This window comes from Pseudomonas sp. IT-P260 (assembly GCF_949768395.1).
Lineage (GTDB): Bacteria > Pseudomonadota > Gammaproteobacteria > Pseudomonadales > Pseudomonadaceae > Aquipseudomonas > Aquipseudomonas parakoreensis.
In genome coordinates this window covers 42,025-58,241 of the sequence record NZ_CATKPO010000044.1, presented here as the reverse complement: position 1 = coordinate 58,241, position 16,217 = coordinate 42,025, and the positions used below count along the sequence as shown (strand labels likewise).

The 16,217-nt window shown below is 61.7% G+C and carries 18 protein-coding genes; 7 read left to right on the top strand and 11 right to left on the bottom strand.

Annotated elements, in window-relative coordinates; translation table 11 throughout:
- Positions 1-48 precede the first annotated feature (48 nt).
- The 5 genes from ACM6HV_RS26230 to ACM6HV_RS26210 form a co-directional block, all read right to left on the bottom strand.
- A complete protein-coding gene (locus tag ACM6HV_RS26230; protein WP_095666904.1) occupies positions 49-888 on the bottom strand; it encodes a helix-turn-helix domain-containing protein in 840 nt (279 codons plus the stop codon).
- 102 nt (positions 889-990) lie between these two features.
- Complete coding sequence (gene arsH / locus ACM6HV_RS26225; protein ID WP_047295022.1) at positions 991-1,689, bottom strand: arsenical resistance protein ArsH; 699 nt, start codon at positions 1,687-1,689, stop codon at positions 991-993.
- Between the two features lie 12 nt (positions 1,690-1,701).
- Positions 1,702-2,172 carry an arsenate reductase ArsC gene (locus ACM6HV_RS26220; RefSeq protein ID WP_041062974.1) on the bottom strand — a complete coding sequence of 157 codons (471 nt, stop codon included), beginning with the start codon at positions 2,170-2,172 and terminating at the stop codon, positions 1,702-1,704.
- A 26-nt stretch (positions 2,173-2,198) separates the two neighbouring features.
- Positions 2,199-2,546 carry a metalloregulator ArsR/SmtB family transcription factor gene (locus ACM6HV_RS26215; protein ID WP_095666906.1) on the bottom strand — a complete coding sequence of 116 codons (348 nt, stop codon included), beginning with the start codon at positions 2,544-2,546 and terminating at the stop codon, positions 2,199-2,201.
- 265 nt (positions 2,547-2,811) lie between these two features.
- Positions 2,812-3,753, bottom strand: a complete 942-nt coding sequence (locus tag ACM6HV_RS26210) for a hypothetical protein (protein ID WP_414905660.1) — start codon at positions 3,751-3,753, stop codon at positions 2,812-2,814.
- A gap of 306 nt (positions 3,754-4,059) precedes the next feature.
- On the opposite strand from ACM6HV_RS26210, the gene ACM6HV_RS26205 reads away from it, so the two are divergent.
- Positions 4,060-4,743, top strand: coding sequence for a response regulator transcription factor (locus ACM6HV_RS26205; RefSeq protein WP_003223938.1), 684 nt, complete (start codon positions 4,060-4,062; stop codon positions 4,741-4,743).
- Positions 4,721-6,115, top strand: coding sequence for a sensor histidine kinase (locus tag ACM6HV_RS26200; protein WP_414905659.1), 1,395 nt, complete (start codon positions 4,721-4,723; stop codon positions 6,113-6,115). The genes ACM6HV_RS26205 and ACM6HV_RS26200 overlap by 23 nt, the downstream gene beginning before the upstream one ends.
- Before the next feature lie 182 nt (positions 6,116-6,297).
- Here the strand turns inward: ACM6HV_RS26200 and ACM6HV_RS26195 are convergent, their stop codons facing one another.
- Positions 6,298-7,095 carry an SDR family NAD(P)-dependent oxidoreductase gene (locus ACM6HV_RS26195; protein ID WP_414905658.1) on the bottom strand — a complete coding sequence of 266 codons (798 nt, stop codon included), beginning with the start codon at positions 7,093-7,095 and terminating at the stop codon, positions 6,298-6,300.
- A gap of 176 nt (positions 7,096-7,271) precedes the next feature.
- On the opposite strand from ACM6HV_RS26195, the gene ACM6HV_RS26190 reads away from it, so the two are divergent.
- Positions 7,272-7,931 carry a methyltransferase family protein gene (locus tag ACM6HV_RS26190; protein WP_145596775.1) on the top strand — a complete coding sequence of 220 codons (660 nt, stop codon included), beginning with the start codon at positions 7,272-7,274 and terminating at the stop codon, positions 7,929-7,931.
- A 102-nt stretch (positions 7,932-8,033) separates the two neighbouring features.
- Here ACM6HV_RS26190 and ACM6HV_RS26185 read toward each other — a convergent pair whose 3' ends face one another.
- The gene (locus ACM6HV_RS26185; RefSeq protein ID WP_414905657.1) at positions 8,034-8,702 is read right to left on the bottom strand and encodes an HAD-IA family hydrolase; all 669 of its coding nucleotides are present in this window, start codon (positions 8,700-8,702) and stop codon (positions 8,034-8,036) included.
- A 78-nt stretch (positions 8,703-8,780) separates the two neighbouring features.
- On the bottom strand, positions 8,781-9,194 hold the full coding sequence (locus ACM6HV_RS26180) for a response regulator (protein WP_041062997.1): 414 nt from the start codon (positions 9,192-9,194) through the stop codon (positions 8,781-8,783).
- 199 nt (positions 9,195-9,393) lie between these two features.
- On the opposite strand from ACM6HV_RS26180, the gene ACM6HV_RS26175 reads away from it, so the two are divergent.
- Positions 9,394-10,335 (top strand): class I SAM-dependent methyltransferase, encoded by a 942-nt coding sequence (locus ACM6HV_RS26175; protein WP_145596771.1) that lies wholly within the window; start codon positions 9,394-9,396, stop codon positions 10,333-10,335.
- 126 nt (positions 10,336-10,461) lie between these two features.
- Here the strand turns inward: ACM6HV_RS26175 and ACM6HV_RS26170 are convergent, their stop codons facing one another.
- Complete coding sequence (locus ACM6HV_RS26170; RefSeq protein ID WP_414905656.1) at positions 10,462-11,241, bottom strand: helix-turn-helix transcriptional regulator; 780 nt, start codon at positions 11,239-11,241, stop codon at positions 10,462-10,464.
- 111 nt (positions 11,242-11,352) lie between these two features.
- Here ACM6HV_RS26170 and ACM6HV_RS26165 point away from each other — a divergent pair, with 111 nt between their 5' ends.
- Positions 11,353-12,468: a polyamine ABC transporter substrate-binding protein gene (locus ACM6HV_RS26165; protein WP_414905655.1), complete on the top strand. Its 1,116-nt coding sequence runs from the start codon at positions 11,353-11,355 to the stop codon at positions 12,466-12,468.
- Between the two features lie 170 nt (positions 12,469-12,638).
- Complete coding sequence (locus ACM6HV_RS26160) at positions 12,639-13,757, top strand: P1 family peptidase (protein ID WP_414905654.1); 1,119 nt, start codon at positions 12,639-12,641, stop codon at positions 13,755-13,757.
- Between the two features lie 93 nt (positions 13,758-13,850).
- On the opposite strand, the gene ACM6HV_RS26155 is transcribed toward ACM6HV_RS26160, so the two are convergent.
- Complete coding sequence (locus ACM6HV_RS26155) at positions 13,851-14,438, bottom strand: NAD(P)H-dependent oxidoreductase (protein ID WP_414905653.1); 588 nt, start codon at positions 14,436-14,438, stop codon at positions 13,851-13,853.
- A gap of 86 nt (positions 14,439-14,524) precedes the next feature.
- Between ACM6HV_RS26155 and ACM6HV_RS26150 the strand changes: the two genes are divergently transcribed.
- Positions 14,525-15,163, top strand: coding sequence for a TetR/AcrR family transcriptional regulator (locus ACM6HV_RS26150; RefSeq protein WP_414905652.1), 639 nt, complete (start codon positions 14,525-14,527; stop codon positions 15,161-15,163).
- A gap of 192 nt (positions 15,164-15,355) precedes the next feature.
- Here the strand turns inward: ACM6HV_RS26150 and ACM6HV_RS26145 are convergent, their stop codons facing one another.
- On the bottom strand, positions 15,356-16,042 hold the full coding sequence (locus ACM6HV_RS26145; RefSeq protein WP_086790845.1) for a GNAT family N-acetyltransferase: 687 nt from the start codon (positions 16,040-16,042) through the stop codon (positions 15,356-15,358).
- Positions 16,043-16,217: the final 175 nt, after the last annotated feature.

Sequence of the window (16,217 nt, the reverse complement as noted above, 5' to 3'; positions counted from 1 at the left end):
CAGGGCCTACTCTGACGGCTGCGCAGGGCTGCGGTCTTGAACGTTTGTTCAGCGCCGAGAGGTGCCGATGGCGCGTTGCTGATAGGCGCCCGGCGTGATGCCGTAAGCGCGTACGAACCAGCGGCCCAGATGGCTTTGGTCGGCGAACCCGAGGCGACTGGCGACGTCCACAGGCTGTATGCCGGCAGCGAGCATCTGCCGGCCCCGGCTGAGGCGCAGCTGGATCAGCCACGCGTGCGGCGCGAGCCCATAGGCTGCCTTGAAGGCGCGGGTCAGGCGAAAGCGGTCGGTGCCGCAGACCTCGGCCAGGGTTTGCAGGCTGATGTCCTGTTCGTGAAAGGCCACCAGATAATCGCGCGCCTGACGAGCGATCAAAGGCGCGCGGTTGGCAGCGGTCGGTTGCGGTCGGCGATACAGATGAATCGCCAATCGTTCGAGCAAGGCGTCCAGCGCCACCTCGCGCACCATGCGCACGTCCTGTTGATGCAACGCATTGAACGCAAACAAGGTGGCGCGGGCCAGCTCGGGATCATCGTTGAGCACACTGCCGATGCCCGGCAAGCCGCTGCCATAACTGCCCAGATGCAAACCGTCCAGCGCCTGTTCCAGCCATGCCGGTTGCAGGTACAGCATGCGATAAGTGAAGCCGTCCGGGCTCGGCGCGTCGCCATCATGGATGTCCCCGGGTTCGAGCATGAAAACTTTGCCCGGGGTACTGTCGTGCCGCGCCCGACGGCTGTTGAAGCGCTGCACGCCTTGCTCGGTGAAACCGATCAGGTAGGTCTCATGCCAGTGCGGATCGTAGGCGTGCGCATGCCCGGCGAAATGCGCGTGCAGGGTTTCGATGCCGGTTTCCCGGTCGTGGGCAAGGTCGATCCAGTTACTCATGGCTTGAATACGCTAATGGGCTGGCGCCAGTAATCCACAAATGCCCCGGAACGGCTAGAACGTTTGTGCACTGCCCGACCGATGAAGGCGTGTCGCGGCGCTTCAGATCGAGCGCTGATTGACCCGGGCCATCAGTTGCTCGGCGCTTTCCTTGCGTTCGGAATAGCGATCCACCAGAAAATCCTGGCGCTCGCGCAGCAGCACGGTGAACTTCACCAGTTCCTCCATGACATCGACCACGCGATCATAGAACGGCGAAGGTTTCATCCGCCCCGCCTCGTCGAATTCGGTAAAAGCCTTGGGCACCGAAGACTGATTGGGGATGGTGAACATGCGCATCCAGCGCCCCAGCACGCGCAGTTGATTGACCACGTTGAACGACTGCGAACCGCCGCAGACCTGCATCACCGCGAGGGTTTTGCCCTGGGTCGGACGCACCGCGCCGAGTTCCAGCGGGATCCAGTCGATCTGCGCCTTGAACACCGCCGACATCGCGCCGTGGCGTTCCGGCGAACACCACACCTGGCCTTCCGACCACAGCACCAGTTCGCGCAGTTCCTGCACTTTGGGATGATCGACCGGGGCATCGTCCGGCAACGGCAAACCGGACGGATTGAAGATGCGCGTTTCAGCACCGAAGTGCTCCAGCAAGCGTGCGGCCTCCTCCACCAGCAGACGGCTGAAGGAGCGCTCGCGGGTCGAGCCGTAGAGCAGCAGGATACGCGGTTTGTGTTCGTGCGAAGGTGGCGTGTTGCGGCCTTCGAACAGCGTGTGATCAAGATTGGGCAGGTGCTTTGACATATGTCCTCCGGCTCAAAGGGAGCCGATGCGATCCAGTTCACGCTGAAGCTCAACGCGGCTGAGTGTTTGGAAAGGAAGACCAAGGAACGTTGCGCAGCGGCGCTCGATGATCGCCAGCGTGGCACGGAACGCCGCGTCCACGGCCGCCTCATCACCGGTCACCTCGGAGGGATCCTCCAGCCCCCAATGGCACTTGATTGCCGGGCCGAAGTACACCGGGCAGGTTTCGCCCGCCGCCTTGTCGCAAACGGTGATGACGATGTCCGGCGGGTTGCCTTCAAAGGCGTCGTTGCCCTTGCTGTACAAACCGTCGATAGCGATACCGGCCTGTTGCAGCGTCGTCAGGCTGCGTGGCAGCACCTGGCCCTTGGGAAAACTGCCGGCACTCACCGCCTCGAAGCCCTCCCGCGCCAGATGATTGAACATGGCTTCGGAAAGGATGCTGCGGCAACTGTTGGCCGTGCACATGAACAGGACACGCATGGGTAGCTCCCGGGGATATTTGAAGTTCAGCAGCACGCGGTTTCGCGGGCAGGACGGCCATCCATGTTGTGCAGGCGACAGGCGTTGTCCTTGAGCCAATCGGTGTTGGCCTTGGCCGTGACGTTGAGAACCTGCCGGACCCAGTCCGGCAGGTCCGGGTTGAGCCGGTAATAGACCCATTGGCCCTGACGCCGATCAAGCAACACCCCATTGCTGCGCAATTGCGCGAGGTGGCGGCTGATTTTCGGCTGGCTGTCGTCGAGGGCGCACATCAGCTCGCAAACGCACAGCTCACCCTGCTCGGCAATCAGCAAGGTGGCGCGCACGCGGGTTTCGTCGGCCAGGCTTTTGAACAGTTCGGTGGGGGTGAGCATGGGGCGGACTCGAACATATGGAAAACCGAATATACGGATATCCATATATTATTCAACCCCGAATTTCAGCGACAACGATGAGTCCTGCGGGAACGTGCGTGGACGCAGAAAGCAAAAAGCCGCTTTCACCGTGAAGTGAAAGCGGCTGAGGCAAAGGCCTCAATAGAGCAACAGGATCAGTGCACGAACAGGGCGATCAGGATAATGATCGGGATTGGCACACCGAGGAAAAACAGTAGTAGAGAGCGCATGGTGATTCTCCTTGTTAACGGACTGGAGGCAGCGTGGTAGTGGCGGTGTAAGTCTCGACTTCAACGTACTCGACTGCATCCCGACGACGGCCGCCGAAGGTGGCTGCCAGGCTGGCGAAGAACGCACCGGCCAACAGCGCAATGAACATCCACAGCGACGTCCAGGCAGCAACTTTGGCAGCGGTGTCAGCCGCCTGTTGGGCTTTGACCTTGGCATCGGCAATGGCTTTTTGAGTACGCGCATAAACCTCGTCGACACGTTTCTCGGCGTCGGCCTGACTCAGGTTGGTCCGCTGTGCGACCAGTTGCGCGAGGTAGGTGCGGTCTTCAGGGCTGAGTTGGCCGTTGGCCAGGCTCTGGGCGAAGATCCGGGTCACCGCACCATGCGCGGCGTCATCGCTGACGGACGCAGGACGGTCATCGCGAAACAGGCTGTCGACGAAGTAACCGTATTGATCGCTGCTGGTGTTTGCTGCAGCGGTACCGGCCGCCTGAGTCGCGGCAGCGGCTGCGCCACCGGCGACACTGGCACCGGCCTGCACGCCGCCGCTGATGACACTGCTCACCGAGCCGACGACCAGCACGGCGGTGACCAGCGTCGCCACACACCAGGCGAGGAAGCCATGGGCGGTATCACGGAAATACACTTCATCTCCGTGCATGTTGGCCCACTTCACCCGCAGGCGACCGGCGATGTAGCCACCCAGGCCGGAGGCAATAATCTGCGTCGCCGCCAGCCAGACAATCGTGGAAATCCCCAGGCTCTTGGCGCTGACGCCCTCCCCGGCCCAAGGTGAAACGGCAGAGAATCCCAGACCGAAGCCAAGCAGCACCAGAATCATCGACAGTGCTGCAGCCGCCGCCGCGCCCGCGAAGATCGCGCCCCAGGACACGCCTGACACGTTGCTCGACTCTCCTTTGAAGGCCGGATAAAACCCATCAGAGGATCTATTCATTGTTGTAGTGCTCCAGGCATGAAAAATGGTGTTACAACTCGTCAGCAGATGAATTGCAGCGACCGTGCCAGTCGACAACTTTAAATAAACCTTTATTTTTCAACGAGTTAAAAAGACTGAACTTCTCCATTCATTGCAATTTGCAACAATGCACGCAAAGCGGCGGGTTTTCTGCATTGACGGCAAAACAGCCGGGCACCCGAATCTGCGTTTGTGACAGGCTATACATGAAAGTTAATTTAAAGCGCGACGGAAAATACTTGGCAAAATGCTGCCATCCCGTTTGAACCGATCAAGGCCTGCTCTATGACTCGTATTTTGACCATCGAAGACGACGCCGTGACTGCCCGTGAAATCGTTGCCGAACTCAGCAGCCACGGCCTGGAAGTGGATTGGGTCGACAATGGCCGCGAAGGTCTGGACCGCGCTGTCAGTGGTAACTACGACCTGATTACCCTCGACCGCATGTTGCCGGAACTCGATGGCCTGGCCATCGTCACCACCCTGCGCACCATGGGCGTGGCCACGCCGATTCTGATGATCAGCGCGCTCTCCGATGTCGACGAGCGTGTGCGCGGCTTGCGGGCCGGCGGCGACGATTACCTGACCAAGCCGTTCGCCACCGACGAAATGGCCGCGCGCGTGGAAGTGCTGCTGCGCCGCCAGAACAGCGTCGCCACCCAGGCCACCACGTTGCAGGTGGCCGACCTCGAACTGGATCTGATCAGCCACGAAGCACGCCGCGCCGAGCAGGTGCTGACGCTGCTGCCGACCGAATACAAGTTGCTGGAATTCCTCATGCGCAACAGCGGCCAGATCCTGTCGCGGATGATGATTTTCGAAGAAGTCTGGGGTTATCACTTCGACCCGGGCACCAACCTGATCGACGTGCACATCGGTCGTCTGCGCAAGAAGATCGACGCGGCGGGCAATGTTCCGCTGATTCGCACGGTACGGGGCTCGGGTTATGTCATTGCCGAACCCGTCTGACGGCTGGCGCTCCTCCAGCAGCCGTCTGCTGGCGCTGTACAGTTCGCTGTTCGTGGCCTGGAGCGCGATCCTCATGGGGGTCATGTATTTCGAAGTCTCCAGCTACCTCGATAACCTTGCCAAGCATTCGCTGATGCAACGTCAGCATCTGTTTTCGCATTTTCGCGGCGAGCAACTGGAAGAAGCCCTCGCCGCCAGCATGACCTTCGACATCCGCGGCATCGACGCCTACGGCCTGTTCGACGCCCAGGGCGTGTACCTCGGAGGTGCCTTGCAGCAACTGCCCGAAGGCCTGCCGCTGGACGGCAAGATTCATACGCTGGATGACTGCGCCGATTCCGATGACCCGACCCTGCCCGCCGACAGCTGCGACGCGGTGGCGACCCAGACCCGCGATGGCCGCTGGCTGGTGTTGCTGCGCGATAACGGTTCGTTGTTCGCCGTGACACGGATCATTCTGCATGCCTTGTTCTGGGGTGTGTCACTGACGATCCTGCCGGGGATTGCCGGCTGGCATTTGCTGCGCCGTCGGCCGCTGCGGCGCATCCGCGCGATTCAGGACAGCGCCCAGGCCATTGTCGCCGGCGACCTGACTCACCGTTTGCCGCTGTCCAACCGCCGCGACGAACTGGACATGCTCGCCGCCATCGTCAACGCCATGCTCGATCGCATCGAACGGCTGATGCACGAAGTCAAAGGCGTGTGCGACAACATCGCCCATGACTTGCGCACGCCACTGACGCGCCTGCGCGCGCAGCTGTATCGCATGCAGCAACAGGCCGGCGAAGGTTCGCCAGCAGCGGCGCAACTGGATCTGGTGCTGGCCGAGGCCGATACGCTGATGGCGCGGTTTCGCGGCTTGCTGCGGATTTCCGAACTGGAAGATCGTCAACGGCGCTCAGGATTTGTCGAGCTCGATCCAGTGCAATTGCTGGAAGAATTGCATGAGTTTTACCTGCCACTCGCCGAAGAAGGCGAACTGCTGTTCGTGCTGAACATGCCGGAAACCCTGCCGCCCCTCAATGGCGACCGCGCGTTGTTGTTCGAGGCGCTGGCCAATCTGTTGAGCAACTCGATCAAGTTCACCCCGGCGGGGGGCACGGTGATTTTGCGTGGTGTGAATGACGACGGGCATGCGCGGATCGAAGTCCACGATTCCGGACCCGGAATTCCCGAGGCTGAACGTGAGGCGGTGTTTCAGCGTTTCTATCGGGCCGAAGGCGGACAACCGCAAAGCGGCTTTGGCCTGGGCCTGTCGATTGTGGCGGCGATTGTCAGCCTGCATGGCTTCAATCTTGAGGTGGGCAGCAGTGAACTGGGCGGTGCAAAACTGGTGCTGGATTGTCGGCAGAGTTTGATCGCCAACTCCTGATGTCACAGGGTTCCCCTGTGGGAGCGAGCTTGCTCGCGAATGCGGTGTAACCGTCAATGAAGATGTTGACTGATCCGACGCCTTCGCGAGCAAGCTCGCTCCCACAGTTTTTGCGTTTTGTCTATCAAGCCGGGTAATTGGCCCGCAACGCCTCAAGGCCACCCTGATAGAGGCCGTTGAACTCAGATCGCCATACTGTCGACTACACCGCCATCCACGCGCAAGGCCGCGCCCGTGGTGGCGGAGGAAAACGGCGAAGCGATGTACGTGACCAGATGCGCCACCTCGGCAACGTCGGCCACCCGCTGGATGATCGACGTCGGCCGCGCCCGGCGGACGAAAGCGTCGGCTTCATCGCGCAGGTTGCGACCAGATTCGGCCGCAGCGTCCTTGAGCATGTGTTCCACGCCACCGGTAAAGGTCGGCCCCGGCAGGATCGCATTGACCGTCACGCCAGTGCCGGCCAGACGCTTGGCCAAGCCATGGGATACCGCGAGGTTGGCGCTTTTGGTCACGCCATAGTTGAGCATGTCGGCCGGGGTGGCCACGCCGGATTCCGAAGACAGGAAAATGATCCGCCCCCAACCCTGCTCGACCATCGCCGGCGCGTAATGGCGCGACAGGCGCACGCCGGAAATCACGTTGACCTCATAGAAGCGCGTCCACTCGCTGTCCGGGGTATCGAAGAAATCCACGGCGTCGAAGATCCCCAGGTTATTCACCAGAATGTCTGTACGCGGTTCAGCGGCGAAGAGCTTTTCCGCGCCTTCGGCGGTGCCCAGATCCGCCGTCAGACCCCGCAATTGCGCACCCGGCACCTGCTGCCGAATGCTCGCCAGCGCTTGCTCGACCTTGGCCGTCTCACGCCCGATCACCACCACCGTGGCGCCGGCTTCGGCCAGCGACTGACTGATGCCCAGACCAATGCCACCCGTGCTGCCGCTGACGATGGCCAGTTTTCCACTCAAGTCGATTTTCATGGGTTCACCTCTTCGATAGGCAATACACGGACAAATGGAAGGAATGGATCAGCGTAGACGCGATGTCGGCCGTATGAAGACGTGGCCGACCAAAGACCGGTCGCGAACGATCCGACGCCTTCGCGGGTTGAGCGGCGTTCTACACTGAAAGGGTCAGCTGCTTTTTAGAGAACACCATGAAAATGTCTGCGCAAATGACCGTGGTCGCGGTGCTGGCCACCCTTGCCTATCTGGGGCTGGCGGTGTGGGGCATCGGCGGGCCGGCGGTGTTCTTCTCGCAGGGGGCGCTGGTGCTGGTGGCGCTGGCCACGGTATTGATGGTGCTGGCGTCGCTGTTCACCGATGTGAACATGAGCTCGGGCGAGCGCGAGGACCGGGCCAACCGCTGGGTGATTCCGGCCTTCGGCGTCATCGGTCTGCTCAGCGGTTTTCTGCCGGCGTACTGCGATCGCATCGACTTCTGGACCTTCGGCGCTGAAGGCGTGCGCTGGCTCGGCGCGCTGCTGTTTATCGTCGGTGGCACGCTACGGCTGTGGCCGGTGTTTGTGCTGGGCCGACGATTCAGCGGGTTGGTGGCGATTCAGCCGGGGCATCGGTTGGTCACCGACGGCATTTACACGCGCCTGCGCAACCCGAGCTACCTGGGGTTGGTGGTCAATGCCGTGGGCTGGGCGCTGGCGTTTCGTTCCAGTGTCGGGTTGATTCTGGCGGCGCTGACATTGATTCCGTTGATCGCGCGTATCCACTCGGAAGAAGCGTTGCTGCGCGGGCAGTTTGGTGCGGAGTACGAGGCTTATTGCGCACGTAGCTGGCGCTTGTTACCGGGCGTCTACTGACCTTGTAGGAGCTGCCGAAGGCTGCGATCTTTTGACCTTGCTTTTGAAAATCAAAGGCAAAAGATCGCAGCCTGCGGCAGCTCCTACAGGGAATCGGTGGTGTCAGGTCTTTCGCAGGTGCAGTTGGCCTTGGCTGTTGGCGGTGACGCTCAGCGACTCATAACTGTCGATCGTCGCGTGGCGGGTGTCGAGCGGATGCTGGTGCGTTGTGGTGATGATCATCAGCGCCGCTCCGGCCGCTTCAGCAGCCTGGATGCCGACGGTGGCGTCTTCGAAAATCAGGCAATCGGCGGGATCAAGCCCCAGACGCTGCGCGGCCAGACGATAACCCGCCGGATCAGGCTTGCCGGCCGTCACATCCTCAGCCGTAATCATCACCGCTGGCTCGGCAATCCCCGCCGCCGCCATGCGGCGCAACGCCAGATCCCGAGGCGCCGAGGTCACCATGGCCCAACGCTGCGCAGGCAGGCTGTCGAGAAACGCCGCGGCCCCGGGAATCTGCACAATCCCTTCGACATCATCGATTTCCGCCTGCGCGATGAACGCCGCTTGCGCCTCCGCATCAACCCCCGGCAGGTTCAGCCGGCGGATGGTGTCGATGGCGCGGGCGCCATGGATGGTCGGCAGGAAACTCTCGACATCCACGCCGTGGCGTTCAGCCCACGTCGCCCAGACGCGCTCGGCAGCGGCAATGGAATTGAGGACGGTGCCGTCCATGTCGAACAGGAACGCGCCGAACGCGCGATCGAAGACGTTATCGTGAGCAGACAAAAGGTCGCATCCTTTGACAGAACTGGGCGGATTGGCCGGGCAATGTAGCATTTTTGCCCGGCACTTCGACCCGAAGACTCAGTGCAGACGCGCGGCCTTGGACTTGAACGCGCTGTCGACACAATCGAGCAACTGGCCGATGGCCCAGGGCTTTTTGATGAACGCCACCGGATGCTTGACCCCGGAAGTCTCCGGCGTTTCATAACCGGACATGACCATCACCGGTTTGTCCGGCCAGCGCTCGCCGACCAGATTGGCCAGCCCCGCGCCGTTGATTTCACCGGGCATGGTGATGTCGGTCAGCAGCAGCGCGACTTCCGGCGCGTGTGCCTCCAGATACAGCTTGGCGGCATCCGCACTGGTTTGCGGCTCGACCTTGAAACCTTCCTCCTGAAGAATTTCGCAGAGAAATTCCAGAATCAACGGGTCGTCCTCAACCACCAGAATCAACCCGCCAGGAAGGTGCGCGCTCGGCGTCGGTGTTGGACTCATGAACTGGCACTCCCTGAATTGCATTAACGACTTAGCGGCTCAAATCCGCTGCTTATCAGGTATGAGCAGCGCGCCCTGCATAAATTCATTTTTGATACAGGTCTTTTCCTAACAGTGGTCAATGGCCTTGGCTGTCGGGCGTTGGTCAGGCGGTTTTTGTGGTTAAAATGCCGGCCCTTTTGCTTGCCGACCGTGACTGATGAACCCTGAAGCCCTCGCCACCCTCCGCGCCCACTTGTTGCCTGCACTGGCGGCCGCACCGAGCGAAACCCGTCGCCTGTTCCATGGTCGTGGACGTTGCTGGCCGGGGCTGGAACAGCTGACGGTGGACTGGCTGCAAGGCGTGGTGCTGGTCTCGCTGTTCAAGGAACCGGCACCGGAACAGCTCGAAGCGCTCAAGCACGTGCTGCTCGACCTCAGCACCTCGGCCGAGTGGCTGCAGTCCGGCGCCCACACCCTGCTGCTGCAACATCGCTATTTGCCGCAAAGCACCGCCGAATGGTTGCTGGGGGATGCCATCGACGAGATGAGCATCGTCGAGGGCGGCTTGCAGTACCGCGTCGATCTGGGCCGCAAGCAGAACGCCGGGCTGTTTCTCGACATGCGCTACGGACGCAACTGGGTGCGTGAGCACGCCGAGGGCAAGCGCGTGCTGAACCTGTTCGCCTACACCTGCGGGTTTTCCGTGGCGGCCATCGAAGGCGGCGCCCGCCAGGTGGTCAATCTCGACATGTCCCGCGCCGCGCTGAGCCGTGGTCGCGACAATCACCGCTTGAACGGGCATGACCTGAGCAAGGTGAGTTTTCTCGGCCACGACCTGTTCAAGTCCTGGGGCAAGGTGATCAACAGCGGCCCGTACGACCTGGTGATCATCGACCCGCCATCGTTCCAGAAAGGCAGTTTCCTGCTGACCAAGGATTACCAGCGGGTGCTGCGTCGTTTGCCGGAATTGCTCACGGCTGACGGCACGGTGCTGGCGTGCATGAATGATCCGTCGTTGGGTTCGGACTTTTTGATTGATGGCGTGACTCAGGAGGCGCCGAGTCTGCGCTTTGAGCAGCGGCTGGAGAATCCGCCGGAGTTTCCGGATGTCGATCCCGAGAGCGGCCTGAAGGCGCTGGTGTTCAAACGTTTCGACTGACCTGACACCCCGATAACCCATGTGGGAGCGAGCCTGCTCGCGAATGCGGTGTGTCAGCCAGGATTTCACCAACTGACAGAACGCTTTCGCGAGCAGGCTCGCTCCCACAGGAGGGGCGGATGTGGATCAGGAGGCGGGTGGACGCAACACCAGCGCAAACAGTTCACCATGCCCGTTCACGTTGAGCTTGTGATAGAGATTGCGCCGATGAACCTTCACCGTCTCCGGCGAAATCCCCATCTGCTGAGCGATGGCCTTGCTGGAGAACCCTTGCAGAATCAGCCGCGCGGTGTCGACCTCGCGCAGGGTCAGACGCGCGTCGAAGCGATCGAGCAGCGTCGCCAGATCCCCCGCCACCGGCTCGGTGCCGGTCCCTTGCGGCGGCAATAGCTGCACGTGACGGCGCATCGCCGCCAGCACCCAGTCGCGCACGCACAACAGTCGGCCCTGCTCGACCAGATCGAAAGCCGTCGAGCGCCCCAGCGACAGGCCCAGTACACCGCCGTCGATGTTGATCATGAACTGCAACTCGTCCTCACCGACCACCGAGCGAAAGTAGCTCTGGTAATACTCGCTGTGCAGAAACTGGTCGGGCGCCACCGAGGCCAGGCTGTGCAGGCCGTCGGCGATGCCGGTCGAGGCGGTTTGGTAGAACGGATCAAGCAGGTACATCCCGGCGCTGTAGCTGGCCAGCTCTTCCTGCTCGTCGGCGCGGCCCTTGCTGTCGAAGTCGATCAGCAACTGCGGCGCCTGCCCCGCATTCATCAGCGCCACCAGCGCGTTGTCCAGCGGCACCAGCAGCCGCAGCGTGTCCACCAGCGCACGCCAGAAAGCGTCCTGGCCGACGGCGGCAAACACCCGCGCCAGACTTTGGTGCACCGGCAACTCCTGCAACAACGCGTCCACGCTCTACCCCTTTTGAGTAACCCATGATGGGAATGGGTCAGGCGTGCCCGCCCGGATAGGCTGAGCACTCCTGTCAATCACCGGCCTGCCGCAGGCCAGGAGTGCCGCATCATGCGTTGTCGTCGTGGCTATATCAACCGGGGCATCAACCTTGGCCTGCTCGCCTGTTTTGGCGTCGCATCCGTCGCCAGTGCCGCCGATGCACCGAGCGTGCACGTCTACAACTGGTACGACTACATCGGCCCCACGACCTTGACTGATTTCAAGCGCGACAGCGGCATTCAGCCGGTTTACGACACCTTCGACAGTGCCGAGGTGCTCGAAGGCAAACTGTTGACCAGCCGCAGCGGTTACGACGTAGTGGTGGCGAGCAACTTCAGCCTGCCGACGCTGATCAAGGCCGGCGCCCTCGCTCCGCTGCCGCGCGATCAACTGCCGGGCTGGAAGAATCTGGACAGCGATCTGCTGAGCAAACTGGCCAACAACGACCCCGGCAATCAATACGCCGTGCCTTATCTGTGGGGCACCAACGGCATCGGCTACAACGTCGACAAGGTGCGCGCCGCCCTTGGCGACAAGGCGCCGCTGGATTCCTGGGACCTGGTGTTCAAGGAAGAAAACCTCGCCAAGCTCGGCCAGTGCGGGGTGGCGATGCTCGATTCGCCGTCGGAAATGCTCCCGGTGGCCCTGCACTACCTGGGCTTGCCGCCCAACAGCACCAACCCCGAGGACTATCAAAAAGCCGAAGCGCTGCTGCTCAAGCTGCGCCCGCACATTGCCTACTTCAACTCGTCGAAATTCATCAGTGACCTGTCCAACGGCAACATCTGCGTGGCGGTCGGCTGGTCCGGGGCGATGCTCGAAGCCAAGACCAACGCCGAGCAGGCCAACAACGGTGTGAAGATCGCCTACAGCCTGCCCAAGGAAGGCGCGCCGGTGTGGTTCGACACGCTGGTACTGCTCAAGGACGCGCCGAACCGCGCTCAGGGCCTGGCGTTCATCGACTACCTGCTGCGCCCGGAAGTGATCGCGCCGGTCAGTGATCACCTGTCGTACCCCAACGGCAACCGCGCCGCGACCCCACTGGTGGCCGCAGCCACGCGGGATAACCCGGCGGTGTATCCGTCGGCGGCGGCGATGGCCACGTTGTACACCCTGGAGCCGCTGCCCAAAGCCACCGAACGCGTGCGCACGCGGGTGTGGAGCAAGGTCAAGAACGGCCAGTAACCCAACCCATTTCCCCTGTGCCTGTGGGAGCGAGCCTGCTCGCGAATACGTCGGGTCAGTCAACATCTCCTTTGAAGGACACACCGCCTTCGCGGGCAAGCCACGCTCCCACAGGGTTTGGTGTTCAGCCCCACTCATTCATTTCTGCCTTGTTATAGAGAGACAACCCCATGAAACCCCGTGCCCGTGACCTCAACATCCGCATCGGCCAACTGCAACCCGGCCCGCTCAACGCCATCACCGATGTCCCCGGCGTGCGCGTCGGTCACAGTAATGTGCGTGGCCGCAGCGACGCCGGACGCGACATCTGCACCGGCGTCACCGTGATCGAACCGCGCCGTGGCTCAAGCAACCAGCAACCGTGTTTTGCCGGGGTGCATGTGCTCAATGGCAACGGCGATGCCACCGGCCTTGAGTGGATTCGCGAGGCCGGGCTGCTGACCAGTCCCATCGCCTTTACCAACACCCATAGCCTCGGCGTGGTGCGCGATGCACTGATTGCGCTGGATCGCCAACAGCAACCGGACGACGGTCGGCTCTACTGGAACATGCCGGTGGTGCTGGAAACCTTCGATGGCTTGCTCAACGACATCAATGGTTTTCACGTCAAACCCGAGCATGTCGCCGAGGCGCTGAATTGCGCGCATGCCGGTGCCGTTGAAGAAGGCGCTGTCGGTGGCGGCAGCGGCATGATCTGCCATGAATTCAAGGGTGGGATCGGCAGCGCCTCACGGCGTTTGAGCAGCGCTCAGGGCGGCTGGACGGTGGGTGCGATCGTGCAGGCCAACCACGGCATTCGCAGCGAGTTGCGGGTCGACGGTTATCCGGTGGGCCGTTATATGGAACAGGTGGATTCGCCGTTCCTGCGGGCTTCGCTGCCGCATCCTGGCATGGGTTCGATCGTGGTCTGCCTGGCCACCGACGCACCGCTGCTACCGCATCAATGCACGCGCCTGGCACAGCGCGCCAGCCTTGGTCTGGCGCGCAGCGGCGGCGGCAACGAAGACCACAGCGGCGACATCTTCATCGCCTTCGCCACCGGCAACGAACAGGTGCCGCCCGCGGCTTACGAAGGCAAAGGCGCGCCGACCTGCGACGGCTTGCGCATGGTCAACAACGACCACATCAGCGAGCTGTTCCTGGCCGCCACCGAAGCGGTCGAAGAAGCGATCATCAACGCCCTGCTCGCCAGTGAGAGCACCGAGGGCAACGGGCATGCGGTGCAAGGGCTGGATTCAGAAACACTGCTCGCCGCCCTTGCCAAAGCCGGCTGGCCCGGCGCCCGCTGACCTGTAGGAGCTGCGGCACGCTGCGATCTTTTGATCTTGCTTTAAAAAAATCAAAAGATCGCAGCCTTCGGCAGCTCCTACAGGAGGTGCGACTCAGGTGAACATCTGGGCGCCGATATGTCGCGCCGTTTGCAGATGCTCCTGCGGATCACGCACCTCCGACTCCACCATCAGCGTCGAACTGACCACTGTCGCCCCGCTGTAATCGAAAATCCCGTGTTCGATCTGCGCCTTCATCGCCGGGCCATAACCGTGGCGTTCGTAGGCGCGCTCATCGGCCCCTGCAAGGCCGACCAGATGCACGCGCAGGCGCTGCTGCTTCTTCACGTGCTTGAGGTCGCCAGCGAAATCGAACGCCCAGCCGTTGCTGAACACCCGATCAATCCAACCCTTGAGCAACGCCGGCATCGACCACCAGTACACCGGGAATACCAGCACCAGAGCGTCGGCCCGGTCAATCCGTGCCTGTTCCGCCAGTACGTCGGCTGGCGGCCGCGCCTCACGGTGATGCACGGCGAAATCCGCTGCGCCAAACACCGGCTGAAACCCCTCGGCGTACAGATCAGCGATTTCCCAGGTATTGGCGGGGTTGGCGCGGTTCAAGCCCTCGGCAATCTGCGTCGCCACACTGCAGGTCAGCGAACGCGGCTCGTGATGCGCCACAACAATCAATGCGTGCATGGTCATTCTCCTGTAAGTTTGCGCTGACCAAGGGCTATGTACTCTTGGTAAGTTACGAACAGTAAGTTACGTTTGGTATATAACCGATGTCAACCACAGAAATGACCGAAGCCGATTCCCCTGCCCAACCCCGCCGTCGCCTGTCGCGCGAAGATCGCAACCGCCAGTTGCTCGACGTCGCTTGGCAGATCATTCGCGCCGAGGGCACCGATGCGCTGACCCTGGGTTATCTGGCGGACAAGGCCGGGGTGACCAAACCGGTGGTCTACGACCACTTCACCACTCGCTCGGGCTTGCTCGCGGCGCTGTATCGCGACTTCGATACTCGCCAGACTGCGGTGATGGATGCAGCGATCGACCAATGCCCGCCAACGCTGATCGACACCGCGACGGTGATCGCCACGGCGTACGTCGATTGCGTGTTATTGCAGGGCAATGAGATTCCGGGGGTCATTGCCGCGCTGGGCAGCACGCCGGAGCTGGAAAAGATCAAGCGTGACTACGAGGCAATCTTCCTCGAAAAGTGCCGCAGTGTGCTGCAACCGCTGGCTGCTGGCGGGGAACTCACCCAGGCCGGTTTGCGCGCGATGCTCGGTGCCGCCGAGGCGTTGTCGAATGCTGCCGCCAGTGCTGAAATCAGTGCCGGGCAAGCGAAGGACGAATTGTTCGCCACCATCATCGCGATGGTGGAACGGGCCGCCGCCCGTGCGACTAGCGGTACTTGAGTCAGCCTCTGCGCGTTCCCATGATGAAGGTACGCAGGCGCTTCACTCCTGAGCGCCTGTGTAGGGATCGGGTGTTCTGAACCCCAAATCAAGCCCGTTCCCTGTTTCATGCGCAGCTTGAGCCTCATGGGCTCTACTTCTCCCCATCAAAGAGCCTTGAGGCTCTTTTTTTGTCCTTTTTTTGTCGCTGACTCAGTGCAACGTCAGCCGCTGGCGCACGAATTCTTCAGTGTGCCGGGTGACCTGATCCAGGTGCCGGTCGCGCTGCTTCTCGGCATCAAGCATCGCGCGCTTGCCGTTCTTCTGCAGCAGATAGGTGTGGATCTGCTGCACTTCCAACGAGCGGTAGATCGGTGTGGTGTCGATAAAACCGCGCAGGCCGTTGCTGCGGTAATGCCGGGTGCTCATCAGCACCTGGGTTTCGCGAGCGCCGATCACCTCGAACCCCAGCGCTTCGAAATACGGCACCTTGCCGACACTGCAGGTCAGTTCGGCATGCGGGTAACGGCTGACCATCTCGCCGATCATCGCCCGCGCCACGCCCTGACGCCGATAGCCTTCGCGCACGGCCATGTAGGCAACGCTGCACGCTTCCCAATCGCCCTGCACCGGCAAGTACAAAAGGAAACCGGTGACCTGCTCCGGATCGTCCTCGGCGGTCGCCACCAGCAATTCCACCTCGGTGCCCTTCTCGCCATTCAGCGCCTCCAGATACAGATGCACCTCATAGCCGACCGCGTACTGATAGACGTTGTACAGCAGATTGCTCGGGCCAAGGCCGACCGCGCTGATGTCGGTCAGGTAATCGACCACCAGTTGCAGAATCTGGCTGTTGACGCTTTCGGGGCATGGGGATTTGTAGTGGGTGATGCGTGACATGACGGGTGAACTCCGGCGAAAAACCGCGCCATCATACCCTGTCCCGACGCCTGCTCTGTGTAGGAGCTGCCGAAGGCTGCGATCTTTTGGCTTTATAGAAGCAAGATCAAAAGATCGCAGCCTGCGGCAGCTCCTACAGGGAAGCTCGCGTTTGACCTGAAGAAAATTTCATCCT

Coding starts and splice junctions, on each gene's coding strand:
- ACM6HV_RS26200 (WP_414905659.1), top strand. CDS start 4,721: ATGTCATTGCCGAACCCGTCTGACGGCTGGCGCTCCTCCAGCAGCCGT.
- ACM6HV_RS26165 (WP_414905655.1), top strand. CDS start 11,353: ATGCGTTGTCGTCGTGGCTATATCAACCGGGGCATCAACCTTGGCCTG.
- ACM6HV_RS26155 (WP_414905653.1), bottom strand. CDS start 14,438: ATGCACGCATTGATTGTTGTGGCGCATCACGAGCCGCGTTCGCTGACC.
- ACM6HV_RS26180 (WP_041062997.1), bottom strand. CDS start 9,194: ATGAGTCCAACACCGACGCCGAGCGCGCACCTTCCTGGCGGGTTGATT.
- ACM6HV_RS26215 (WP_095666906.1), bottom strand. CDS start 2,546: ATGCTCACCCCCACCGAACTGTTCAAAAGCCTGGCCGACGAAACCCGC.
- arsH (WP_047295022.1), bottom strand. CDS start 1,689: ATGTCAAAGCACCTGCCCAATCTTGATCACACGCTGTTCGAAGGCCGC.
- ACM6HV_RS26210 (WP_414905660.1), bottom strand. CDS start 3,753: ATGAATAGATCCTCTGATGGGTTTTATCCGGCCTTCAAAGGAGAGTCG.
- ACM6HV_RS26220 (WP_041062974.1), bottom strand. CDS start 2,172: ATGCGTGTCCTGTTCATGTGCACGGCCAACAGTTGCCGCAGCATCCTT.
- ACM6HV_RS26190 (WP_145596775.1), top strand. CDS start 7,272: ATGAAAATGTCTGCGCAAATGACCGTGGTCGCGGTGCTGGCCACCCTT.
- ACM6HV_RS26160 (WP_414905654.1), top strand. CDS start 12,639: ATGAAACCCCGTGCCCGTGACCTCAACATCCGCATCGGCCAACTGCAA.
- ACM6HV_RS26150 (WP_414905652.1), top strand. CDS start 14,525: ATGTCAACCACAGAAATGACCGAAGCCGATTCCCCTGCCCAACCCCGC.
- ACM6HV_RS26195 (WP_414905658.1), bottom strand. CDS start 7,095: ATGAAAATCGACTTGAGTGGAAAACTGGCCATCGTCAGCGGCAGCACG.
- ACM6HV_RS26205 (WP_003223938.1), top strand. CDS start 4,060: ATGACTCGTATTTTGACCATCGAAGACGACGCCGTGACTGCCCGTGAA.
- ACM6HV_RS26175 (WP_145596771.1), top strand. CDS start 9,394: ATGAACCCTGAAGCCCTCGCCACCCTCCGCGCCCACTTGTTGCCTGCA.
- ACM6HV_RS26145 (WP_086790845.1), bottom strand. CDS start 16,042: ATGTCACGCATCACCCACTACAAATCCCCATGCCCCGAAAGCGTCAAC.
- ACM6HV_RS26230 (WP_095666904.1), bottom strand. CDS start 888: ATGAGTAACTGGATCGACCTTGCCCACGACCGGGAAACCGGCATCGAA.